The following is a 20,599-nucleotide window of genomic DNA, read 5'->3' as shown; positions in this document are numbered from 1 at the left end:
GGCACTCAGGTCAGATCGCGCAGAGCGGCGTCGAGGGTTGGAAAACGGAATGTGTAGCCAGCCTCAGTCAAACGCTGCGGCACCACGCGCTGACCATCGAAAAACAGCTGCGCCATTTCCCCCGCCATTGCACGCACTGGCGCGGCGGGAATGTGCAACCACACCGGACGCTTGAGGACCTTGCCGGCCTGCTCGGCGAACGCTGCCTGACTGACCGTCTCGGGCGCGACCATGTTGTAGGTGCCACGCAGATTTTCGTCGTTGAAAGCCCGCGCGATCACCTGAAGCACATCGTCGCGATGCACCCAACTCATGATCTGCTGACCATCGCCCATGCGCCCGCCGAAACCCAGGCGGAACGGCAGCAGCAACGGCGTCAACGCACCGCCGGGACCGAACACTACGCCTAGGCGCAGCACCACCTGACGCACGCCAAACTCGGTGGCCGGTTGCGCGGCGGCTTCCCAACGCGCACAGAGTTCGGCCATGAAACCGTCACCCTTGCTGGCGTGTTCGTGGAGGCTTTCACTGGCATCGCGCACGCCGTAGAAACCGATGGCCGAGGCTTGAATCCACAGCGTTGGTTTTTGCTTGGTGTTCTTCAGCCAGGTCATCAGTGCTTCGGTTGTGCCGACTCGGCTGGCGAGCAGTTGCGCCTGACGCTTGGGAGTCCAGCGTGGGCCGGCGACGGGCGCGCCGGCGAGATTGATCACCACGTCGAAGGTTTCGTCGTGGCTGAGTTCGCTGAGCGAATGTACACAGCGGATGCGACCGTTGAATAGATTGGCCGCGGTCAATGGATCGCGCGTTAGAACGCTGACCGAATGGCCGGCATCGAGCATTAGGTTGACCAAGGCTTCGCCGATAAAACCGGTGCCGCCGGTGATTAGCACTCGTTTGTAGGCGCCATCGGAAAACGGGTTGGATTGGCTCGGTGCCTTTACTGAAGGGGATTTTCGGCGGTCATGCCGATACAACCAGAACAGCGGCGGCAACAACACCAGCAAAGCAAAACCGTCGAGCCACAGGTGCGACCAGACCTGTTGTTGCGCCGAGAGCCACATGTCCTGCGGCGCCCATAACAGGATGCCGGCGATCAACCAGACCCACACTGCCGGGGCTTTCGAGCGATTGCCCAAGTACACCAGCGCGAGCATGTACAGCGAATAACTTTGCAGCGTCGCGCCGAACAGCGCGAGCCACCAGACTTGTTGTTCGTGGCCGGCGACGGGCACCGGGTCGGCGCCCCAGAATGTGAGTTCGAGGGTGTGCAGATAGCCGTCGAGTAAGCCGGAGTGACCGGCCCAGGTCAGGGTGAGACCGGCGAGAATGTGCACGATTGCGGCGGCGTATAGCCAGAGCACTAACGCTGGGCGAAGGGAGTTCGAGGGGGCTGGCATTCCGTGTCCTGAGCGCATTCCTTGGGGGTGGGGAGTTTAAAGGAAAATCGCAGTCGTCAGATGCTCAAGTATTAAACGTTTAAGCGTGAAGGATTCAGGCAAAACTCCTGCAAAACCGCCTCAAACATGCCCTCGAAATTCAAATGCAGTGGCTGGCTTTGATCGGCGCTGTGCCTGACGATCCCAATCGCCCCACGTTGAAGAGGCCCAACTGATTACCTTTGTCAGCCGCCATCTGATAACAGGCTAACGCTCGGGACATATCCTTCGTTCCAAGCTCCCCACCTTCAAAGGTCGAGGCCAGATAATTCATCGCGTCTGTGGAACCCATGGTGATCGCCCGAATGACCTGCTCTTTTGCCTGCTCGGGATGGAGGCAAGGGCCGTTATAGTCGGTGGAGTTTCCGACACAAAAAAACGTGGCATAGGCCAACGCGCCACTCGGTATTTTCGAGGCCGCTTTGAACAGCGCCTCAACCTTAGGGGTTTCCAACTGAGACGCCATTTGCGAAAGGCTCAGGCTTGCCGCCGACAGGCTCGCCTGTGCATCACCCGACTCTGCAGCACAGACAAAATTTTCCAGCGACGCTTCAATCAACTCCACCGTCAGCGGGTATTGCTCAAGAAACCCTAGCCCGCCCAACGCTTCTGCACGCTGATAACAGAAGTTCTCGGCGCGGCTCATTCCCGGGTTATCTGTTGCGACAAGATCCTTCTCACTGATCGACCAATCCTCAATCCCCTCAAGCACCCAGCACGCCTGACGAGAGAAGTTGAAGATCTTGATATTGCTGTTGCCCGCCCGTTTATCCACCACGTTGACGTGACTGTCGTCGACCTCTTCGATCTCGACACCTGGTGTCTTGCCGGGTGTGATGGCGGCCATCAGCGGATAGGTAAAAGTAGTTCCACTGACACCCGAAGTCGAAGGCTCAAAGGTACTTCGATCCTTTCCTGCTACCGGTTTCAACACCAGCGACTTGACCGTCATCGCAGTGAGACGGCGCTGTGATTCGCTGTTGGCGGAAAACGCCGTCAGGAACGGCGCGAACTCCTCCGAGGGGCAAGCGTCGCTGGTCGGTGCCGTCGAAGCGCTCTTATCGGATGCAAGCGCTGGGACAATCTTGTCCAGATACGCCGAGCGCTCGCGACTCATTCTGGCGATGCACAAGTTGCTGACCGCCACGTAAGCAGGCTTACCCACCTCGATCTCGAATGCCTCCAATGGACAGTTCGCGTCGCGCAATTTCAACCACGCCCGTTGCGACTCTTTGACCTTCGCAGCGTACTCCGCGCCCAATGCCGAATCTGCTCGATAGTCAGACTCAAGTCGCGTCATTAGCTGCTTGTAACTGACATTCAACTGCGCATCGGCAGCCTTCCTCGCCGACTCCGAGCAGGGCACCATTTCCAGACTTGAGGTGACATTGCTGCAGTCTTCCTGCGCATAGGTAGCTGTAGCCGGCAGCAATACGGCCAGCAGGGTTAAAACAAAACGGTTCACTGTGTTCATCCTTGAGTCATTCAGGCTTTGCGTTTGGTGAATCGGGTGATGCATTGCTTGGGTATGTTCATTTCCCAGTAAGTGCTGAGCAACGCCTTACGTTTTTTGTCGACGCGCAGGTTAACGAAGCCATCGCCGCAGTCCGGCTGCAACTCTTCGAACGTGCCGGTTTTGGCTTGGTAAATGAATACCCGGTAGTAGTGGTAAGTGCCCATGCCGTCATCGAGTTGCCAGATCGCGAAATCCTTGGCGCCGTCGAAATTGAAATCGTCGAACTGCATGTGGAGTTCGTTTTCGGCTTCAAAATCGATGGTTCGCGACTCGCTGTGCGTTTCACTTTTTACCGCGATGTTCAGCTTGGAGCCTTCTAGAACCAGCGTCGCGTCGACGCCTTTGGTTGGGCTGAACGTGGTGGTTTCGGCTAACGCCGGGATCGTCCACATCAGGCCGAGCAGTGATACCGCTAGAGTTTTGAATTGCATGTACTGCCCTACTCCCACTTGCATCCGGACTCGAGAGAGGAGTCGATGCTGGTGCTGATTCCGAAGCTATAAGCCTTACCGTTGGACTGCTTTGTGTAAGACATCGAGACGATCTGCGAGCCTTGCGTCATCAACTCATAAGTCCCCGTGACCTTGCCGTTGACGATTTCGGACCAGATTCTGGTGTGCTGCCAAGGCGCGTCGGGATCGAGGACTTCATTCTGAGAATCCGTCAACACAATGGAAATGGGCTCACTTAATTTGGCGTACTTCACGAAACCACCAGACCATTTGCTGGCTTCGTCGTAGTAGGTACGGAGTTCGAACTTTACCGGGCTCGATTGGGATAGTTCGAAGCAAAGTGATTCGGTGGTGACTGCGCTTTGAGCGCCTAAAGGAAATAGCGCAAAAAAGAGAAAGAAAAGTTTGTTCATGCTCATCCAAGTCGACGCTTTCGCGCGAATGCACTGGCTTGTCCGTTTCAACGTCTGCTCTTGTCCGGTGCCAAAGCCAATTGGCGAGCACGCTCTATCGTCGCGCGAATCAGGCAGGCATCGGACCACTCACCGAAAACTGATTTATGCAATTTCGGGTCGGCCTGGCACTCCGCATCTCGAAATTTCATCCAGGCTCTTTGAGTTTCCCTCAGTGCTTTCTGACCGCTTTCGTCCAGCCGGCTCATACGATCCCGAAATACAGAATTCAACAATGCATCCGCGTCAGGAACCATCAGATCAAGAACACCATTTCCCGAGGGAAACCACTCTACGTCCGCCAATGCCTGTTCGCTCTCATTGTTCCAATTGTAGAGGCCGTTTTCTTCGATCTTCAGTGTGGCGGATCGCTGATGGTGATTCGTCGGATCGCTTTCGCTGACCTCCGAGCGATAAACAATTTCCAAATAGATAGGGTCGGTTGTGCGCTGAGGATCATTCAATAGCGTTTGCCGAACAATGGCCCGTTGCTTATCGCTCTCAGTGATCTCTATCGAAAAGCACGGATCCGGCCCAGGACGTTCTGCGGACGCCTTCCTCTCCAGGCATTGATTACGAACCGCCATGGAAGGGGTATCCGAACCGCCACCCACATCAACGACTCTGACAAGCAACCGGACTTCCGGGTCCTTGGAAAAGTCGGCCTGAAGGATGGTGGCAATCATCGTGCCCTCAGCCATGACCACAGGCGACAGTATTGAAAGAAAAAAAATGAGGCTGAATTTGAAAATCTGCATTCCTTGGCGTCCGTAAAAGATTCAGTAATCCGTTCAATTCTCAACGGGCTTGCGACAGAAGATAGAGTCAGAACCGACAAACGGGCCAGATCTATTTAAACTTTCAACTAAATTCAAAGCAGTCGAGCGCAACAAATAAATCCGTCCCCTTTAACACTAGAAAGTAGCCTGCTCTCATTCCCTCTCGTTATTCGCCACTTTAATCCGCCGTCTTTAATTTTCCGCTACTTAACACTACACTTCGGCCCACTTAGCGCCTCACCTTCAATCTTAAAGCTGCATACTTCAACGACATCTGGACCTTCAGTCAGAGGCATAAGCTTCAAAGTGAGCGAAAGACCTTCATTTGAAAATTCCCCACGGTCCAAAATAACTTCAGAAAAGTCATCACTAAAACTTTTTCCTGAGACATTACAGAATTTTTTTGAATTACTTGCAGCACCTCCTCCACCCGGCACGAGAATCTGTACCATAATGCATGGACTAGATAAAGTTTGATAATAACGAACCAACTTGCCTGCGACCATAGCTGTATCTGCCTTGTATACATCTACAGCTGTTTTTTTCTCATCTGTAGCAAATACACAGCAGGAGAAAGCCAAAGCCATCAATAGAAAAATATTTTTCAATTTCCACCTCATAAATAGTTTTTACGTGCAGCGAATCTGGCAGCAGGCACTCCTGGCCAATTGCTTTCGAGAGACATAACAGTCTTCAATTCTGCTTTATTATTCTCAACAAACGGCCGCTGAACAATTTCTCTTGTCGTCGGCTTATAATCGCCACGATAAATCAAGTCAACAATCATGTCTTGGATCTTAACATCAACAGCATCCCAATTCAGCGTGCCATAGTGACCGACATTGAAAGGCTGTTGAGAAATCGTCACAACTTTATTTTTCATTATTTCATAGACAGAAACAAACAGCTTATATTGTTGCTTTCGCGTAATGAATGTCTTCCGAATTTCAGGGCTAGCATTATTAAGATAATCTCTTGCGGCATTACCGCTTAGACCTTTTGCTCCAACCAACCAACTCAATAATGGTTCTGGAACACCTACGGCAGTGAGATCGCTCATTGGATCCGATTTTTGACCAAGGTCATATCCTCTCCCAATCGTAATTCCGGATGCTCCGCCTGGCCAATGTGCTTTTCTACTAAAATACATGTGTAAAGAATTCGACGAATCCTCTATGTCATTTCCTTCCACATCAAAAGTAAGTTGTCCCTTCTCAACCTTTAGCCACTTCAGATCATTATCATCCTCCATCGCGAGGAAGTTTGAAACGAAACCTATAGGGTGAAAATGATAAATCAACCCCGTTCCTGCCGGGGTCTTATCAGCCAACTTATCCCAAAAAACGTATGAATCTATCCTTTCTTTTTCATGTTTTAGTAATTTTTCAGAACCTTCTAGAAGAGTGTCTAATCTCTTCCATTTCTCTGATTTTGTATCATCCTTCCACTCCGTAGGATGGTGTGCCACTAATTTTGACCAGTGCTGCCTTGTCTCCGTACTTTTCAATGCGTCAGCGAGTTCAGATGGTTCAACCTTTCCGTCATGGTTTTTGTCTATTTTCTTCAAGAGGTCTTTAAAAAACTGGGGCATATCATCAGGATCGAGGAAACCGTCGGAGGCTGAGTTGCTTTCCTCTACAAGCTGAAAACCCATTTTCGTCCAATCGTGTGGAGTGATAACTTTTGCATCAGATTTTTTGACCAATCCAGAGACCGGCTGATCTTCATCATTTACGGAGAGCTCATACCAATCCTCATTGCCTTCCTTGACAACCGGCACCTTACCTAGGTCAATAGCGTGTTCTTCTTTTAAAGGTTCACTTGTTCCAGTAGCAGGCATTTTTTTCTTAAGTTGAGCACCTTTCGGCAGATGCAAATACTGACGCCCGACTTTTAATGCAGCTACATTATCTAGAAAATCTTTCACCTCAGCCTGAGTTGTAAATATCTCGATATGAACTTGAAATTTACTATCGGCAAGGCCGTTTTCAGTTACTAGATTTTCAGTTTTACCCAAATAGCCAATAGGGTCACCAGCCTTGATTCCGACACTGGTCGTCACAACATCAAAATTTGTAGGAGTGAGTGATTCCCATTGCGTGTACTGACTATCTTTCTCACTTTCGATAATCGCCCAAAAATTACTTGGGGCAGCTCCATTATCGTTCCAGATGCTGGCAACTACTGGAACGCAGGGCGCCATACGCCGCAGCTTGTTACCAACCACCAAATTCAGTACATCTTTGCTATCGAACTCAATGACACTACCTACTGTAATCTCTCGATTATTTTCGATGCGTGCACCTGCAGGTTGTCCGTTAGCAAGGTTCGTTGGCGCGCCGTACATAGCTAAACGCTGGGTAGTTTTAGCCTTTACCTTGCCTTGCCAATATTTTGGCCTAGCACGCTCGGGTATCGCATCTGCAACCCAAATAGCCTTGTGGCTGGAGTTTTGATATGGCTCATCATTCTTTAAATATGCAAACCAAACTTCTTGCCCTACGTCGCGGACTTTAGTTGACCCATGTTTTACGCTACCGAAAAGGATTTTCCCCTTAGCATAAGTAACATCCTCAACTGATCTTTTTTCCAGAATTTCAAGCTTGGTGTGCTTCGCCAATTTTCCTGGATATGGAAAGTTATTCGACGCAGGAAAATCATCATACGCCTTGAAATCTTTTACAGTCATCGTCACTATCGGGTTCGGCTTTTCATTCTCCGCTAACGGATAGTGCTTATAAGGCAAAAGATGCATATATAGGCTATAAAAAATCAGACCGTTCTGCTTTCCTTTATTAGGTCCATCTTCTGGGTTTGGCGCCGATTTGTATTCATGTCGCACCAAACAGAAGGAACTAGAATAATCCAGGTTTTTCGCCGTTTCTCCTGTACCAAACGTCGACTTTAGATAATCCTCGTTGAGGCGGTAGGCCACCACCTCGCCATCGGCCATGCAGCGAATCGGTTCATTCAAAATGCATTGGGGAGCGCTGGCATTGCTGATGTGAATGCCACCGTGCCAGAACTTATTGCTGCCCAGCAAATAATGCCCGGCACTCTCGTTTTCGAGAGCCTTGTAAATCTCATCCGCATCAGAAAACTGCTTACCGTCAGCTTTTCTGACTGGATATTGGAAGCTCATCAGCGGAGTTAGGCCTGCCGGTGCAGGGGCCGGCGCAGGATTAGGTGCGGGTGCTGGTTGTGCGCCTCTGAATTGGGGCCTCGGGCGTAAAAACTTTTCAGGCATTGGCCAGTAACCACTGCCCACCCCATATTTGGCAGATTTCGGTCCGTTTGAAGACTGTGAACCGAAGAAATTCCCCCGATCTCGAACAGGCGATCCGGAGATGTCTTCGATGACCCCAGTGTGCCCATGAAAGTTTATCCACAGCGCAATATCGCCAGGCTGTACTTCCGCGAGTGGGATCACATCAAAATAAGTAGTGTCGGTATTTAACCCTGATGTTGTGAGGTAAGGGATCGTATATCCAGCATCCTTAAGCATTCGATACAGAAGCCCGGAGCAGTCAATTTCCTTCTTGCCATTGTTATCATGGTCAGTCTCGCCCTTGAAAGGGCCATACTCATAACCAGTGCGATATTGCTGCCTTTGCTCAAGTAGTCCTGTGCTCATCAAAAGCTTCCTACTTCAAAACATTGAATAGAGTTATCGCTGACGACGCCTCGGGCTGCCAAGCGCTCAACCAACGCGGTAGCCGTGTTAGGATCGGTTTTCTGGATCTTCCGGTAACACGCCATCGCGCGAGGCAAGTCAGCAGCTACGAGGGCTCCCGCTTCGTACACTTCACCTAATCGAATCAGTGCGTTAGTCGAACCTAGGCGGGCGGCACGCTCCAATGTCGCTATTGATTCTTTGGGGTTAATACAACCGTGATTTTCGTCGTACTCACCCTCATCGCAATAAAAATCTGCGAGAGTCAAGCCGGCATCCGGAACTTGTTCTGAAGCTTGAATCAATAACGCCAGGATTCTGAAATTCTCCAAGCGTGGCGCTTGCCCAGAAAGACTGATTCCCGCAGCAGCAAATGCTGCTTGCGCCGAACCCTTCTGGGCACCATCTAAATAGCTATCCAATGCCGCAGCGTATAAAGAGATACCTGATGCTGGAGACGCCTTATTGACCAGTCTGTCAAATATGACGCCTTTTTTGAGTTCTAGCTCACCTGGCGTTAGTTTCTCAGACTGAGTGATCTCTTCCATGACCGCATCGATTGCCCAGTTCTCCACTCGATTCAGAGCCCAGCAATCACTGTGTTTGAAAAGAAAAATCTTCAAAAAATGGCCCGCCTCATCTCGGACGACCACCCTGTCAGGCACCTTGGTTTCAATAGTGAGACCCAATTTGGCAGCATTTTCCGGAAGCAGCACCTTCAACTCATCGGCGGAAATCGAGCCCAAGCTCCGTTCGACAACCTTCGGTATTTTCCCATCAGCTATCACGTGAACATGCTTCACAGGAGACGCAATAAACGCTTTCTGTGTCTCTGGCTCAGATGCAAAAACTTTTACGAAATCAGCAAAATTGCCGCTTGGGCATTGGGCGGTGCTGGACGAAGAGGCAAAGGCCCCCGAAGTCATCCCCCAGCACAACAAAACAATCGAAAACCACTTCATCTGCCTTACGTACCTGTTTGTTGTCATCACGACACTCATCATTCGGAAAACACAAAAAAAGCCTTCGGTTTAACCTTCTCAGGCGGTGCATTCAACAACGCCTGATCCATCAAACTCCCCGCCTTATCCTTATCCGCCGCCCCCGGTAGCACCGGCGGTTTAATCCCGATCCCCGTGCCGGAGCCAGCCGAGCCACCCGCATTGATCTTGATCACCGGCCCAACCACCGTCACCCCACCGCCATCGAGCTTGATAAAGCTCCCACCCCCAAGAATGGTCAGCTCTGTCCCCGCCTCAATAACAATCTTGTCCCCAGCCTTGAGGTGTATCTCTTTCCCCACGCTGGTCAGTTGCGCCGTGCCCAACTTCACATGCTGGTTCTGCCCAACCGTGAGGTGATCATCCAGCTTCGCTTCAATCTTGCGGTCGGAAATCGTGGTGCGGTGTTCCTCGGCCTTCAGCTCGGTGTAGGTGTTCTTCACCACCGTGTCATGACGTTCATTGCCGACCCGAATCTTCTGGTCGTGCTCAACGTTCTCATCCCAATCACGCTGGGCGTGGATGTAGATCTGCTCCGCACCTTTCTTGTCTTCAATGCGCAGTTCGTTGTACCCACCGCCACCCGGTGAACTGAGCGTTTTGAACACGCTGCGGGTCTTGTTCGCCGGCAGTGCATACGGCACCGGGTTTTCCTTGTGGTACAGGCAGCCGGTCACCAGCGGTTGGTCGGGGTCGCCTTCGAGGAAGGTGACGAGGACTTCCATGCCGATGCGCGGGATGCTGATGGCGCCGTAGCGGTCGCCGGCCCAGGAGCTGGAGACGCGCAGCCAGCAGCTGGTTTTGTCGTCGGCGAGGCCTTCGCGGTCCCAGTGGAACTGGACTTTGATGCGGCCGTACTGGTCGCAGTGGATTTCTTCGCCTTTGGGGCCGGTGACCATGGCGGTCTGGCTGCCGAGGACGCGCGGTTTCGGGTGTTCGAGGGCCGGGCGGTAGAACACGTCCCACGGGGTGGCGAGGAAGGTGTTGCGGTAGCCCTGGTGGAAGTCGTCCTTGTTGTCGGTGGTGTCGCTGGTCACGCCTTCTTCGAGGACTTGCGGCTGTTTGCCTTCGTGGACGATTTCGGTGAGCAGCCACAGGTCGTTCCACTCGCTGCGCGGGTGGTCGGACATGGCCATGAAGTGGCCGCTGACCAGTTTGGTCTGGTCGCCGCGACCTTCGGCCTGCCGGTAGTCGGCGCGATGGCGTTCGAGGGCGCGCTGGCTGAGGAATTTGCCACGGGCGCGGTCGATGAAACGGCCGGGGTAGTCGTAGTCTTCCAGATCTGGCTCAGCGTCTTTGCTATCGAGAGCGCCTTCAGGTTTGTACGCCGCTTCCATTTGCAGGCGCGGTTTTTCGAAGTCGTAGTCGCGGCGCGTGGTGCGGCTGGTGCGGGTTTCCAGGCGCAGTTTGAAGCCTTTGATCACCGGTTCTTCGGCGACCATGCCGCTGCCCTGCACGTACGCGGTTGGCTGGCCGAGGTCGGGGAACACGGTCTGGTCGTCGCCGAACACCAGCAGGTGGGCCTTTTCGCTGTGCTGGAAGTGGTAGTGAATGCCTTCCTCTTCGCACAGGCGCTGGACGAAGTGCAGGTCGGTTTCGTCGTATTGCACGCAGTAGTCGCGATCCGGGCACGGCTGGCTGAGCTGGAAGCTGTAGGCGTTGCCCTTGATGCCGTGTTCTTCGAGGATCAGCGCGATGATTTTCGGCGCTGACATCTGCTGGTAGATGCGCTGGTTGGTGCGGTGATGCAGGTATTGCAGTTGCGGCACCATCGACACTTTGTAGCGGGTCAGGCGCTTACCGGCATCGCCTTGGGCGACGCGGTAGATCTGGCCGTGAATGCCACTGCCCTGCGGATCGAATGCGAGAAACGCCTGCTTGTGCAGCAGTTGTTCGAGGTCCAGATCAGGGTTTTCGCTGACCAGTTCGAGGTCGAAACGAAACGGCTGGCTGATGCCTTCGGTGCCGGTGAACGACAGCACTTGCAGGTCGCCGACGTAGTCTTCGACCTTGAGGCTGAAGTGGGTTTCGTTAGCTGGGTTGAACATAAAGTGCTCCCTGTTCGAATGTCATCCGTTACGCCCGAAGTCGCAGACGTTGCAGCCAGGACGAAGTGGCGCCCAAGGCGTCACGCAATTGTTGGGCAGTGATGCTGCGCTCTGCCGGGTCGAAGCTCAGCGCGGTTCGCAGCGCTGGCCAGCCGTGTTTCGGTAAATTCGCCGGGGCTTGCAGTTCGCGCTCCAGGTGCTCGTCGCGGGCCTGGGTCGAGGGCAAGCGGCGGAACGGGTGTTTGCCGCCCGCCAGTTCATAGATCACGCAGGCCACGCCGTACACGTCCGCGCTGGCCGACAAGGGTTGGCCCTCAAGCAGTTCGGGGGCGGCGTAGCCCGGGGTCCAGGCGTTGAAGCGTTCGCGGCTCAGGTGCGGCAGGCCGGGCAGCACGCCCTCCTCTGCCTGGCCCAAACCGAAGTCAAACAGACGCAAGCCATCTTCGCTGAGCATGACGTTGCTCGGTTTCATGTCACCGTGCAGCACGCCGCGACCGTGGGCGTAGGCCAGCGTGTCGAGCAGCGGCAGGACGATGTCGCGCAGTTCTTGCCACGGCAGGCCGAGGGGCCGCTCGCAGAGCAATTTGTCCAGGGTCAGGCCACGCATGTATTCCATGGTGATGAAGGCCCGCTGGCAGTCGGTGTCGACTTCAAAGGTGTGTGCACGCACGACGTTGTCGTGGCGCAGGCGTCGGGTCAGGGCGAACTCGCTGTAGAGCAAGGCACTGGCGTCCGGCGATTCGGCAAATTCTTCGCTGAGGATTTTCAGCGCTATGTAAGGATCGGGATCGCCGAACTGTTCGTGCAGCAGATCCCGCGCCCGGTAAACGGCGCCCATGCCACCGGCCCCGAGCAGACGCTCGAGGTGGTAGCGACCGGCGAGTACATCCGGCAGTGCTCCGATGCTGGCCTTGGTTGGCGCCAGCAAAGGCTCTGCCTTGTTTTCCTTGGCGAAGGCGAAGTAGGTCAGGTTGTTGGCCTGTTCTTCGCTCATCAGCAAGTCATCGATTGGCGATTCGATTTTGGTCATTGGCGGATCACCACGGCTGTCAGGTTGTCGCGCGCGGCGCCGCGCAGGGCGCCGTCGAACAAACGTTCCAGCGCCACGTGCGGCGCGCTGAGGCTGAGGGCGTTGCCGAGGGCATCGCTGCTCAGGCCCTGATACAAACCATCGCTGCAGAGCAAAAACGCATCACCCGGATAGACCTCGAGTTCGAGGACATCCAGGGTCAGTTGTTCGGCCGCACCGACGGCTCGAGTCAAGGCCTGAGCCGCCGGGTGCGCTGCCGCTTGTTCGACGCTCATTTGCTGCTCGTCGATCAATTGCTGTTGCAGCGAATGGTCCTTGGACAGCTGATACAGCCGCTGCCCACGCCACATATAACAACGGCTGTCGCCGGCCCAGATGCAGGCCGCGCGATTGCCTTCCACCAGCAGCGCGACGACGGTGCTGCCCATGATGCTGTCGTGACGCCCGGCGGTGACCGTCAACTCCTGCCCCAAACGCCGGTTCAGCCAGTGCAGGCACTGGCGAATGGCTTTGAGGCGTTCGTCGAAGTCCTCGTGTTGCGGCAGTTCAGCCAGGCTGGCGACGATCAACTGGCTGGCGATGTCGCCACCCTGATGACCGCCCATACCGTCCGCGACCACCCACAGCCCCTGCTGTGGCGAGTCGAGGAAGGCATCTTCGTTGCGCGCCCGCACCTTGCCCGGGTCGGTACGCGCCGCGCTGCGCCAGGCACTGGCCACCAGCATCAGAGCTGCACCGGCATACGGAAGGTGCGCAGTACGCCCATGTCGAACGGATTCGGCGTGCGCTGGCTGGTCAGCAGGTAGTTGGCGCGCAGGCCACCTACGTCGGCTTTCAGCACCAGCACGTCGCGACCGCTCAGGTACTCGGTCTGCATCAGGTCGAACAGACGGAACAGCGACCATGGGCCGGAGTTCTTCTCGATGCCGATCGGGCGCCCGGCCATTTTGTCCATGACCAGACTGGTGCGACCGTCTTCTGCATCGGTCGGCCACTTGAACGACATTGGCAGGATCGGACCGTGGCGGTATTCCATGGTCTTGTCGCCGAACTTGAACTCGGAACGGCTGACCGCCGGGTCGAGGGTGTACGGCTCCAGTTTGAACTGCACGGTCGGCTCGGCCGGGTTGATCGAGAAGAAGCTCTGACGAATCGTCAGTGCCGCCGCCATCTGGTCGAGATACATCTTCGATACCGGCAGGCTGTGACCATCGACACTGCGCATGCGGTAGTTGCCCGGATCGCCGCTGACGAACGGACGCAGGTAGCTGTCGAAGAAACGGTCGACGGTGCCTTGAGCGCGGAAGAACTCGCGGAAATCGCTGATCGCCACGTCGCTGGTGCTGCTGGCGCTGAACGGATAACGCTTGCTGATGGTTTTGCCATACACGCTGTACAGCTCGTTCTGATAACGGCCGTTCAGGTATTGGTAAGCATCGTTGAGCACCAGACGCCACGAGTCTTCGGCCAGCACGTTGAACCACACGCTCAGTGGACGCGGCAGACGACCGGAGGCATTGCGCAGGTTGGTCAGCGCATCACGCTGGCCGCTCATGCGGGTTTTCGCCATTTCGAACGCGGCTTGTTCCGGCGTGCTGGAACGGGCCAGACCGGCCAGTTGCAGTTGCAGGTCGTTGAGCGCGCTCAGTGCAGGCGTCAGATCCGCCGCCGGGCCGTTGTTGTCATCGAGCAAACGATGCAGCGGTTCGAAGCGACGTTGCAGCGACTTCTTCGCGGTGTCCGGCAGGGTCTTCGCCACGTTCAGGGCCGAAGCCTTGTCCGCGACAGCCGAGGCCAGTTTACCGACTTTACCCAGTTTGCCTTTCTGCCCGGCCAGTGCATCAGCAGCGTCGCCAGCTTCCTCGACAGGATCTGCAGCGGCCTGGAAGCGGGTGTTCTCACGCACTTCGGTGAGCAATGCGAGCACCGGCGAGTTGGCCGAGGTCAGGCCCGCCAGTTGCTCGGCGCCTTCACCGGCGTCGCTGATCGGCGGCAGGGCCACCTGGCCAACGGCTTCGCTCCAGTAGTTGGCGTAGTCGCGGAAGTACAGCTGCTCCAGCTCGACCATCAGGCGACGCAAGTCCATGTCGCTGATGCCCGCGCCTTCACCCAACACCCAGTTGTCACGCAGGATGTCGGTGACCAGCGCCGAACCCTGTACCGAGAAGTACTGCTGATAACCGGTTTGCGTGTAGAACCCCGGGATCACGTATTCGGTGCCGATAAACAGCGAGCCTTGTGGACCGAGGTGTTGACTGAAACGATAGTCCGGCAGGTTGCGCGCCTGCTCGCGGAGCATGCGGTAAACCACGGTGGCCAGCGATTCGCTGCGCAATACCTGACGCGCCTGAGTGACCAATTGGTCGTTCAGCGGGTAGATAAACGGCTGTTTCAGCAGGCGATCGAGGTGCGCACTCAAACCGTTCTGTACGGCGGTGTTGCCGGTGTAGCGCGTCGACCAGTCGGTAGCGACCCAGTCCTTGAGCCACGCGGCATCGCGACGATCCTTCATGTTCAGCATCAGGTACGCGCGCAGGCTGTTGAGCAAGCGATCGCGGTCCTTCATGTTGGCGCGAATCTGCCCTTCGAGCATGGTCGCCACCCGTGGCAGCAATTGCTTTTCAAGCTCGCGCTCGTAAGCCTCTTTGACCACTGGATTGACGTCTTCACCCTGATACAGACCGCCGCGCTCGTGATACGACACGTCGCCTTTTTTCGGGAAGACCTGGGTCGCCGCGTAGCTGGTGTCGAGGGTTTTCAGTACGCCCATGGCGTCATCGCGCGGCGACAAAGCCGTGCGCTGCTGCGTCCAGTTCTGCGCCAGGTTGCGCAGGTTTTCCAGACGCTCGTAGTTGGCCGAGAAACCGCCCGCCCAGAGCATACCGAACAGTGCCAGTGCCGCCAGTGCGCCGACGTACAACGCACGTTGGCCCCAATGAATACGGCTGCGTTCGCGCTTGTCCAGACCGGCCAGGTCGGATTCCGGGAAAATCACCTGGCTGAACAAGTGATGGATAAACCGCGAACGGCCGCTGCGCAGGGTCGGCAGCACACCGGCGCTCATGCCGAGGCTGGCGCCTATACCGGCAGTGGTTGCATCCATCTCTTGGGTCAGGTGCGGTGCGCTGGTCAGGTAGAAACCGCGCAGTTGCGTGGCACGCTGATAGCGGTTGCCGGTGAACGCCATGTCGACGAACAGGCACAGTCGCTCGCCGATCTGCCCGAGTTGATGCGGGAAGTCGAGGATGCGGCCACGGCGCTGAGTGTCGCGCTCGGAGTGCATGCGCATGATCACTTGGCTGTTGAGGCGACGCAGCAGTTCTTCGAACTCGTTGCGCAGCACAGCGACGTCGGTGCCGACCTGATCCTTGCGGAAACTGGTGCCGAGTACCTGATCGCTTTCTTCGCGAGTCAGTTGATCGAAGAACTCGTCGAAGCCGAGCAGCTTGTCAGCCTTGCTCAGGACCAGATACACCGGTACGTCGACGTGCAGTTTCTGATGCACGTCTTGCAGACGGCCGCGAATCTGGCGCGCGAGGGTGTCGATGTCCTGCTCACTGCCACCGAGCAGGGTTTCCACCGGAATGGTCACCAGCACGCCGTTCAACGGACGCCCGCGACGACGCTTGCGCAACAGCTCCAGCAACGTCGTCCAGGCACCGCCGTCGACTTCCACATCCGGTTGCGTGGTGTAACGCCCGGCGGTGTCGATCAGCACACCGTGGTCAGCGAAGTACCAGTCGCAATGACGGGTGCCGAGGGTGTCGCGGGTCAGTTTGCGGTCGATCTTGTTGATCGGGAATTCCAGACCAGAGAAGTCCAGCAGGCTGGTCTTGCCCGAGGCCTGCGGACCGATCAGCAGGTACCACGGCAAGTCACTGCGCCAGCGTTCGCTGCGGCCGCGATACAGGCTGGAAGTCTTCAGGGTTTTCAGCGCGTCTTTGAAACGTGCCTTCAACTCTTTCTGCTCTTCGTCGATCAGCTCTTCGCGGCGGATGCGATCCTGGCCGTCTTCGCTTTCTTCCTCGGCTTTCTTGCGGATACCGCTGCGCCAGCTGACGAAGACCATGGTCAGGCCCCAGATCAGGAACAGCACAGCGATGGTCAGCAAGCGCGCGGTCGAGCTCTCCCAGAACTTGTAGTCATCAACCGCCAACAACGGGCCGACGAACCACACCAGCAGCGCCACAAACAGCACCAGCAGCAAGGTCCAGACCCAGGTCTGGCGGAGGAAGGCGCCGACTTTCTTGAAAAACTTTTTCATCACACGTCCCTGTTTACGGCTGCGACTGCGGTTGCACCGCGGCAGGATCAAGCGGCTGATATGGTTGCAGAACGGTGTCGCGCTGCTCGCCCAAGACCCAGGCGAAGCCCGAATACATCACCACCAGACAGACGAAAGTGAACAACACCACCATCCACGCCGGCACGATGCGCACCAGGTTGCGGCGCTGATCGTTCAAGCCTTCCCAGTGCGGCGACAACTCGCGCGGCACGTCGCCACGCAACTGACGAATCTGCCGGTACAGAGCATCGCGGATGCCTTCAAGTTCGAGCATGCCGCGTGCCTGTACGCGGTACTTGCCCTCGAAACCGAGGGACAGGCACAGGTACATCAGCTCGAGCATCGGCAAGTGCTTGACCGGGTTCTTCGACAGCCGATCGAGCAACTGGAAGAACTTCTCGCCACCGAAGGTTTCGTTGTGGAAGCTGCTCAGCAGGCTCATCTGCGACCATTCGCTTTCGTTGCCCCACGGCGTGGTCACGACAGCTTCGTCGACCACGGTGCAGAGCACGTAACGCGCGGCCATCACCTGGCTGCTTTCGGCGCCGTTGTGCAGGGCGCGTACTTCAAACAATTTCAGCCCGGCAGTCAGGCGCTCGTTGAGTGCGTACAAGTCTTCGCGGGTTTCGCTGTGCTTGAGGCGCACCACTTCCGAAAGCAGCTCGGACGAGGCCGCGACCAGCGAATTGAGGCTGATGTTGAACGCTTCTGCCGGGCGCAAGCGCGCGGCGTAGATCATGCGTTCTTCCAGTTGCTCGAAACGCGGTGGCGCGGCGAAGTCGGTCAGCGGACTCGATGCCGGTCCGTGGCCCTGACGATCGAGCAGGACGGTTTTGTCGTCCTGGTTGTAATCCGTTTCCTTGATCATGTCGGTCAGTTCCTGATGGCCCAGAATTTCAGTTCAAGCTCGGCAAATTCGCCGGACACATGGAACGCGAAACCGCCGGAGCGCTCGAGTTGTGCCAGGTCTTCGGAACTGAGTTCGAGGATGAAATAGGTTTTGTTCGAGTGGAACGCGATCTGCCGTGGGGCCACCGGCAACGGTTTGACCTTGATCCCCGGCAAGTGCAGGTTGACCAGTTGGCGGATGCGCTCCACCGGGCCGACCTTGAGGTGCGCCGGCAAGCGGTGGCGCAGTTCTTCGGAGTCGCAGTTGGCACTGGCTGCCAGCACGAACGACGCCGAGCCGAGCAGTTTGTGGTCGTGCAACGGCGAGACGATGATGCCGTACTGACGCGCTTGCAGGATCAGTTCGATGGCGTGCTGTTCGAGCACCATCGACAGCACCTGACGAATCGCTTCCATCAGCTTGCGGAAGCTGCCGCCTTGGTCAGCGTGGGAGTAGCGACTGTCCAGGCGCGGGCGTTTGCTCTCGCCGGAGAAGGTCGCCAGATCGCCGAGCATGGTCAGCAGCGTGCGGTACAACTCTTCCGGGTGCACTTGCTCCAGGCCGAGGTAGTGGCGCAGCAACAGTTCGGTGCGGTTGATCAGTTGCAGCATCATGAAGTCGCCGACTTCCGCACCACCGACCTTGCCGTTGGAGCGAATCCGCTCGGCAATCGTGTCGCCACGGTGGTTGAGCATGCTGATGACTTCTTTCAGGCACGACAGCAGATAGCTGGAGGCGTGGGCCTGAATGTAGGTTGGCACGAAGTCCGGGTCGAGGCTGATCACGCCGTCCGGCGTGGTGTCGAGCACGTCGCAGATCTTCAGCTTCACGTAGGCCTGATCGCTCTGCTGCTCGCCGAGCAACAGTTTGAAGTCCGGGCGACCGCAGCTGACCTGGCTGGCGGAATCGTCGCCGGCGTTGGAGTCGGCCACTTCGGCGTCGTACGCGGTGTAACGCGCTAGCACGTCGGATTGCTCCGGACGGCGCGACTCGATGTGGTTGCCGGTGACCAGCGGCAGCGCCAGATAGATCGGCGTGTTGCCGGTGTTCGGCGGTACGTCGAGCGCCAGCGGCTCGGTGTTGCCACCGAGTTCGAACAGGCTGCCGTCCGGCAGAATCCCCGAGGCTTCACTGATCACCAGTTTGCCCATGTTGAGGAACTGCAAGTCGATCTCCAGATTGAGGAAACCCCAGGTGTAGCCACCCAGCAATTGGGTGCGGGTTTTCATCTGGTGATCGTAATAGCGATCGTTGTGCTGGAAGTGCTGCGGCCGCAGCAGCATGCCTTCCTGCCAAATGACTTTATGGGTATTCATGATCAGTCATCCGCCTTGGCGAGCACTTGATTGGTGTTGCGGATGCCGGTCTGGTCCAGAGTCAGATCGACTTCGGTGACTTCCAGCGGAGTGATCTGAACGGTGTGGCGCCATTGGGTGTCCGGCAAGTCGCGGTAAGCGGCGAGAACACCCACATAAAGGCTGCCCTCTTCCACCTTGAGCTTCATCTCCACGGTTTCGCCCGGGCGCAGCTCGAGTTCTTCGCTGGCCACCAGATCCGGGTTGAGGGATTCCTTGGCGCGCTCGTAGAGGCTGAAGAAGTCAGCGTTCTCGAAGGTCACCGGGTGCTTGAGTTCGAACAGGCGCACGACGATCGGCGACGGCCGACCGTTGAGGTCCGGATTGAGCTGATCGCTGCCGGTCAGCTTGAGGTTGATCTTGGTCACTTTCGAGTACGGCGACAGCGACGAGCAACCGGCGAGCAACACCAGCACGGTGAGCGCAGTCAGCGTCTTGAAAAAAGCGGTCGAGCGGCGAGACATGCGCATCATCCTTGGTGGTCGGTGTGGAGGGTGGAGATCAGGCGGATCTGTTCTTCGTAAGCCTGGGCAAAGTCGCGGGCCAGCAGACGCTCGCTCCAGTCATCGTCCTGACGCAGCGCCTGGTGATAACGGCCGAACGCTCTCCAGCGCCCGCCCGAGGTCGCGATCAACGGCTTGTTGTCGCGCTCGAAACGCAAGGTCAGTTGTTCCGGAGAGAAATGCTCCAGGGTGCCGCGTACGGCGGCGCGGCTGGCGGTCAGCAACGCCACTTGATGCGCCTGCAGATCGCGGAACGCGCGGGAGATGGCTTGCTCGGCCGGCAGATGGCCGGGCTTGCTTGGCTGCAACAGAATCTGCAGCGCTTCGCTCGGGTCGACGGCGAATTTCAGCGGGTTCTTGTTGGTGCCTTGCACGGTTGTCTGGGCCAGACGCAGCTCGTTTTTCAGCTCCGAGCGAGTGCGCAGGCTCTGCTGCAAACCGCCGATGCTTTGGCGCAGCAAGCGCGCAGCGTTCAGGGCCAGGGCTTCACGTTCGTCGTGGCTGAGGCCTTTGACGTCGACACCCAGCGCCGCACCGAAATGATCCCAGAAACCTTCGCTTTGACGCTCAACGGCTTTCGGTGCCGGAGCAGGCTCAGGTTCGGCAGGCGCGGCGATCAGTTCCGGCACCATCAGGCTTTCCATGTCGATGCGCGCGTAGTCGGCACGCTGACGGGAATCCTCAGGCTTGGTGTTCGGCGCCAGCAGTTCGTCGATTTCCGAGTACACACGCTCTTGCTGTTCGAGGGCATTGAGCGGGTCGAGATCGAGGAACGCATCGTCCGGGATGATGCTGCCGGCAGCGCGCGGGCGGCCGACTTCACCGTCGAAGGTCGCCGGGTCGCGCACCAGGCGCGCGCGAATTTCGAAGTCACCCAGCACGTAGGTGCTGCCATGCTCGATGCGCACCGGTTCGCCTTTGTGCAGACGCGCGCCGCTCTCGCCGTCCTGGACACCGTTGCTGCTGGTGTCGGTGAGGAAGAACGTGCCCTCGCGGTAACTGACAATCGCGTGGTGATTGGACAGGTGACGCTTGCGGTCAGGGATGATCCAGTCGCAGTCCTCGCCCCGCCCGATCACGCCGCCGGCCTGTTTAAAGGTCTTCTGGCACAACTCGGTGGGCACGAACTGCTTGGTGTTCAGCATTTCGAAAACCAATTCCATGTTTGATGCTCCTT

16 protein-coding genes are annotated in these 20,599 nt (G+C 56.8%); all 16 read right to left on the bottom strand.

Annotated elements, in window-relative coordinates; translation table 11 throughout:
* Positions 1–5: 5 nt before the first annotated feature.
* Complete coding sequence (locus ACWR1S_RS02000; protein ID WP_454562257.1) at positions 6–1,400, bottom strand: TIGR01777 family oxidoreductase; 1,395 nt, start codon at positions 1,398–1,400, stop codon at positions 6–8.
* Positions 1,401–1,539: 139 nt separating this feature from the next.
* Positions 1,540–2,904, bottom strand: a complete 1,365-nt coding sequence (locus ACWR1S_RS01995; RefSeq protein ID WP_454562256.1) for a lysozyme inhibitor LprI family protein — start codon at positions 2,902–2,904, stop codon at positions 1,540–1,542.
* Between the two features lie 20 nt (positions 2,905–2,924).
* Entirely contained in the window at positions 2,925–3,386 is a 462-nt protein-coding gene (locus ACWR1S_RS01990) for an XAC2610-related protein (protein ID WP_454562255.1), read from the bottom strand.
* Between the two features lie 8 nt (positions 3,387–3,394).
* A complete protein-coding gene (locus ACWR1S_RS01985) occupies positions 3,395–3,820 on the bottom strand; it encodes a hypothetical protein (RefSeq protein ID WP_454562254.1) in 426 nt (141 codons plus the stop codon).
* Between the two features lie 47 nt (positions 3,821–3,867).
* A complete protein-coding gene (locus ACWR1S_RS01980; protein ID WP_414894551.1) occupies positions 3,868–4,617 on the bottom strand; it encodes a lysozyme inhibitor LprI family protein in 750 nt (249 codons plus the stop codon).
* 224 nt (positions 4,618–4,841) lie between these two features.
* Positions 4,842–5,246, bottom strand: a complete 405-nt coding sequence (locus ACWR1S_RS01975) for a hypothetical protein (RefSeq protein WP_415761063.1) — start codon at positions 5,244–5,246, stop codon at positions 4,842–4,844.
* Positions 5,247–5,254: 8 nt separating this feature from the next.
* Positions 5,255–8,272, bottom strand: a complete 3,018-nt coding sequence (locus tag ACWR1S_RS01970) for a pesticin C-terminus-like muramidase (RefSeq protein WP_454562253.1) — start codon at positions 8,270–8,272, stop codon at positions 5,255–5,257.
* Positions 8,272–9,273, bottom strand: coding sequence for a sel1 repeat family protein (locus ACWR1S_RS01965; protein ID WP_454562252.1), 1,002 nt, complete (start codon positions 9,271–9,273; stop codon positions 8,272–8,274). Before ACWR1S_RS01965 ends, ACWR1S_RS01970 begins: the two co-directional genes overlap by 1 nt.
* Positions 9,274–9,311: 38 nt before the next feature.
* Complete coding sequence (locus ACWR1S_RS01960; protein ID WP_454562251.1) at positions 9,312–11,360, bottom strand: type VI secretion system Vgr family protein; 2,049 nt, start codon at positions 11,358–11,360, stop codon at positions 9,312–9,314.
* A 28-nt stretch (positions 11,361–11,388) separates the two neighbouring features.
* Positions 11,389–12,390 carry a serine/threonine-protein kinase gene (locus ACWR1S_RS01955; RefSeq protein WP_454562250.1) on the bottom strand — a complete coding sequence of 334 codons (1,002 nt, stop codon included), beginning with the start codon at positions 12,388–12,390 and terminating at the stop codon, positions 11,389–11,391.
* A complete protein-coding gene (locus ACWR1S_RS01950) occupies positions 12,387–13,115 on the bottom strand; it encodes a PP2C family protein-serine/threonine phosphatase (protein WP_038359322.1) in 729 nt (242 codons plus the stop codon). The genes ACWR1S_RS01955 and ACWR1S_RS01950 overlap by 4 nt, the downstream gene beginning before the upstream one ends.
* Positions 13,115–16,654, bottom strand: coding sequence for a type VI secretion system membrane subunit TssM (gene tssM / locus ACWR1S_RS01945; protein WP_454562249.1), 3,540 nt, complete (start codon positions 16,652–16,654; stop codon positions 13,115–13,117). The genes ACWR1S_RS01950 and tssM overlap by 1 nt, the downstream gene beginning before the upstream one ends.
* Before the next feature lie 13 nt (positions 16,655–16,667).
* Positions 16,668–17,543 carry a type IVB secretion system protein IcmH/DotU gene (gene icmH, locus ACWR1S_RS01940; RefSeq protein WP_016985783.1) on the bottom strand — a complete coding sequence of 292 codons (876 nt, stop codon included), beginning with the start codon at positions 17,541–17,543 and terminating at the stop codon, positions 16,668–16,670.
* Positions 17,544–17,548: 5 nt separating this feature from the next.
* The gene (gene tssK / locus ACWR1S_RS01935; RefSeq protein WP_007920300.1) at positions 17,549–18,880 is read right to left on the bottom strand and encodes a type VI secretion system baseplate subunit TssK; all 1,332 of its coding nucleotides are present in this window, start codon (positions 18,878–18,880) and stop codon (positions 17,549–17,551) included.
* A 2-nt stretch (positions 18,881–18,882) separates the two neighbouring features.
* Complete coding sequence (gene tssJ, locus ACWR1S_RS01930) at positions 18,883–19,383, bottom strand: type VI secretion system lipoprotein TssJ (RefSeq protein WP_007920299.1); 501 nt, start codon at positions 19,381–19,383, stop codon at positions 18,883–18,885.
* A gap of 5 nt (positions 19,384–19,388) precedes the next feature.
* Entirely contained in the window at positions 19,389–20,585 is a 1,197-nt protein-coding gene (gene tagH, locus ACWR1S_RS01925) for a type VI secretion system-associated FHA domain protein TagH (protein ID WP_077575068.1), read from the bottom strand.
* Positions 20,586–20,599: the final 14 nt, after the last annotated feature.

It is taken from the genome of Pseudomonas sp. AIG, from assembly GCF_977020205.1.
Note: the sequence above shows the minus strand (reverse complement) of the source record. Positions and strands in the feature narration are given on the sequence as shown.

Bases quoted from the DNA above. Each gene is read 5' to 3' on its own strand.
- ACWR1S_RS01980 (WP_414894551.1), bottom strand. From the start codon at position 4,617: ATGCAGATTTTCAAATTCAGCCTCATTTTTTTTCTTTCAATACTGTCG.
- ACWR1S_RS01950 (WP_038359322.1), bottom strand. From the start codon at position 13,115: ATGCTGGTGGCCAGTGCCTGGCGCAGCGCGGCGCGTACCGACCCGGGC.
- ACWR1S_RS02000 (WP_454562257.1), bottom strand. From the start codon at position 1,400: ATGCCAGCCCCCTCGAACTCCCTTCGCCCAGCGTTAGTGCTCTGGCTA.
- ACWR1S_RS01990 (WP_454562255.1), bottom strand. From the start codon at position 3,386: ATGCAATTCAAAACTCTAGCGGTATCACTGCTCGGCCTGATGTGGACG.
- ACWR1S_RS01985 (WP_454562254.1), bottom strand. From the start codon at position 3,820: ATGAACAAACTTTTCTTTCTCTTTTTTGCGCTATTTCCTTTAGGCGCT.
- ACWR1S_RS01965 (WP_454562252.1), bottom strand. From the start codon at position 9,273: ATGAAGTGGTTTTCGATTGTTTTGTTGTGCTGGGGGATGACTTCGGGG.
- tssM (WP_454562249.1), bottom strand. From the start codon at position 16,654: ATGAAAAAGTTTTTCAAGAAAGTCGGCGCCTTCCTCCGCCAGACCTGG.
- ACWR1S_RS01960 (WP_454562251.1), bottom strand. From the start codon at position 11,360: ATGTTCAACCCAGCTAACGAAACCCACTTCAGCCTCAAGGTCGAAGAC.
- tssJ (WP_007920299.1), bottom strand. From the start codon at position 19,383: ATGTCTCGCCGCTCGACCGCTTTTTTCAAGACGCTGACTGCGCTCACC.
- tssK (WP_007920300.1), bottom strand. From the start codon at position 18,880: ATGAATACCCATAAAGTCATTTGGCAGGAAGGCATGCTGCTGCGGCCG.
- ACWR1S_RS01955 (WP_454562250.1), bottom strand. From the start codon at position 12,390: ATGACCAAAATCGAATCGCCAATCGATGACTTGCTGATGAGCGAAGAA.
- tagH (WP_077575068.1), bottom strand. From the start codon at position 20,585: ATGGAATTGGTTTTCGAAATGCTGAACACCAAGCAGTTCGTGCCCACC.
- icmH (WP_016985783.1), bottom strand. From the start codon at position 17,543: ATGATCAAGGAAACGGATTACAACCAGGACGACAAAACCGTCCTGCTC.
- ACWR1S_RS01970 (WP_454562253.1), bottom strand. From the start codon at position 8,272: ATGAGCACAGGACTACTTGAGCAAAGGCAGCAATATCGCACTGGTTAT.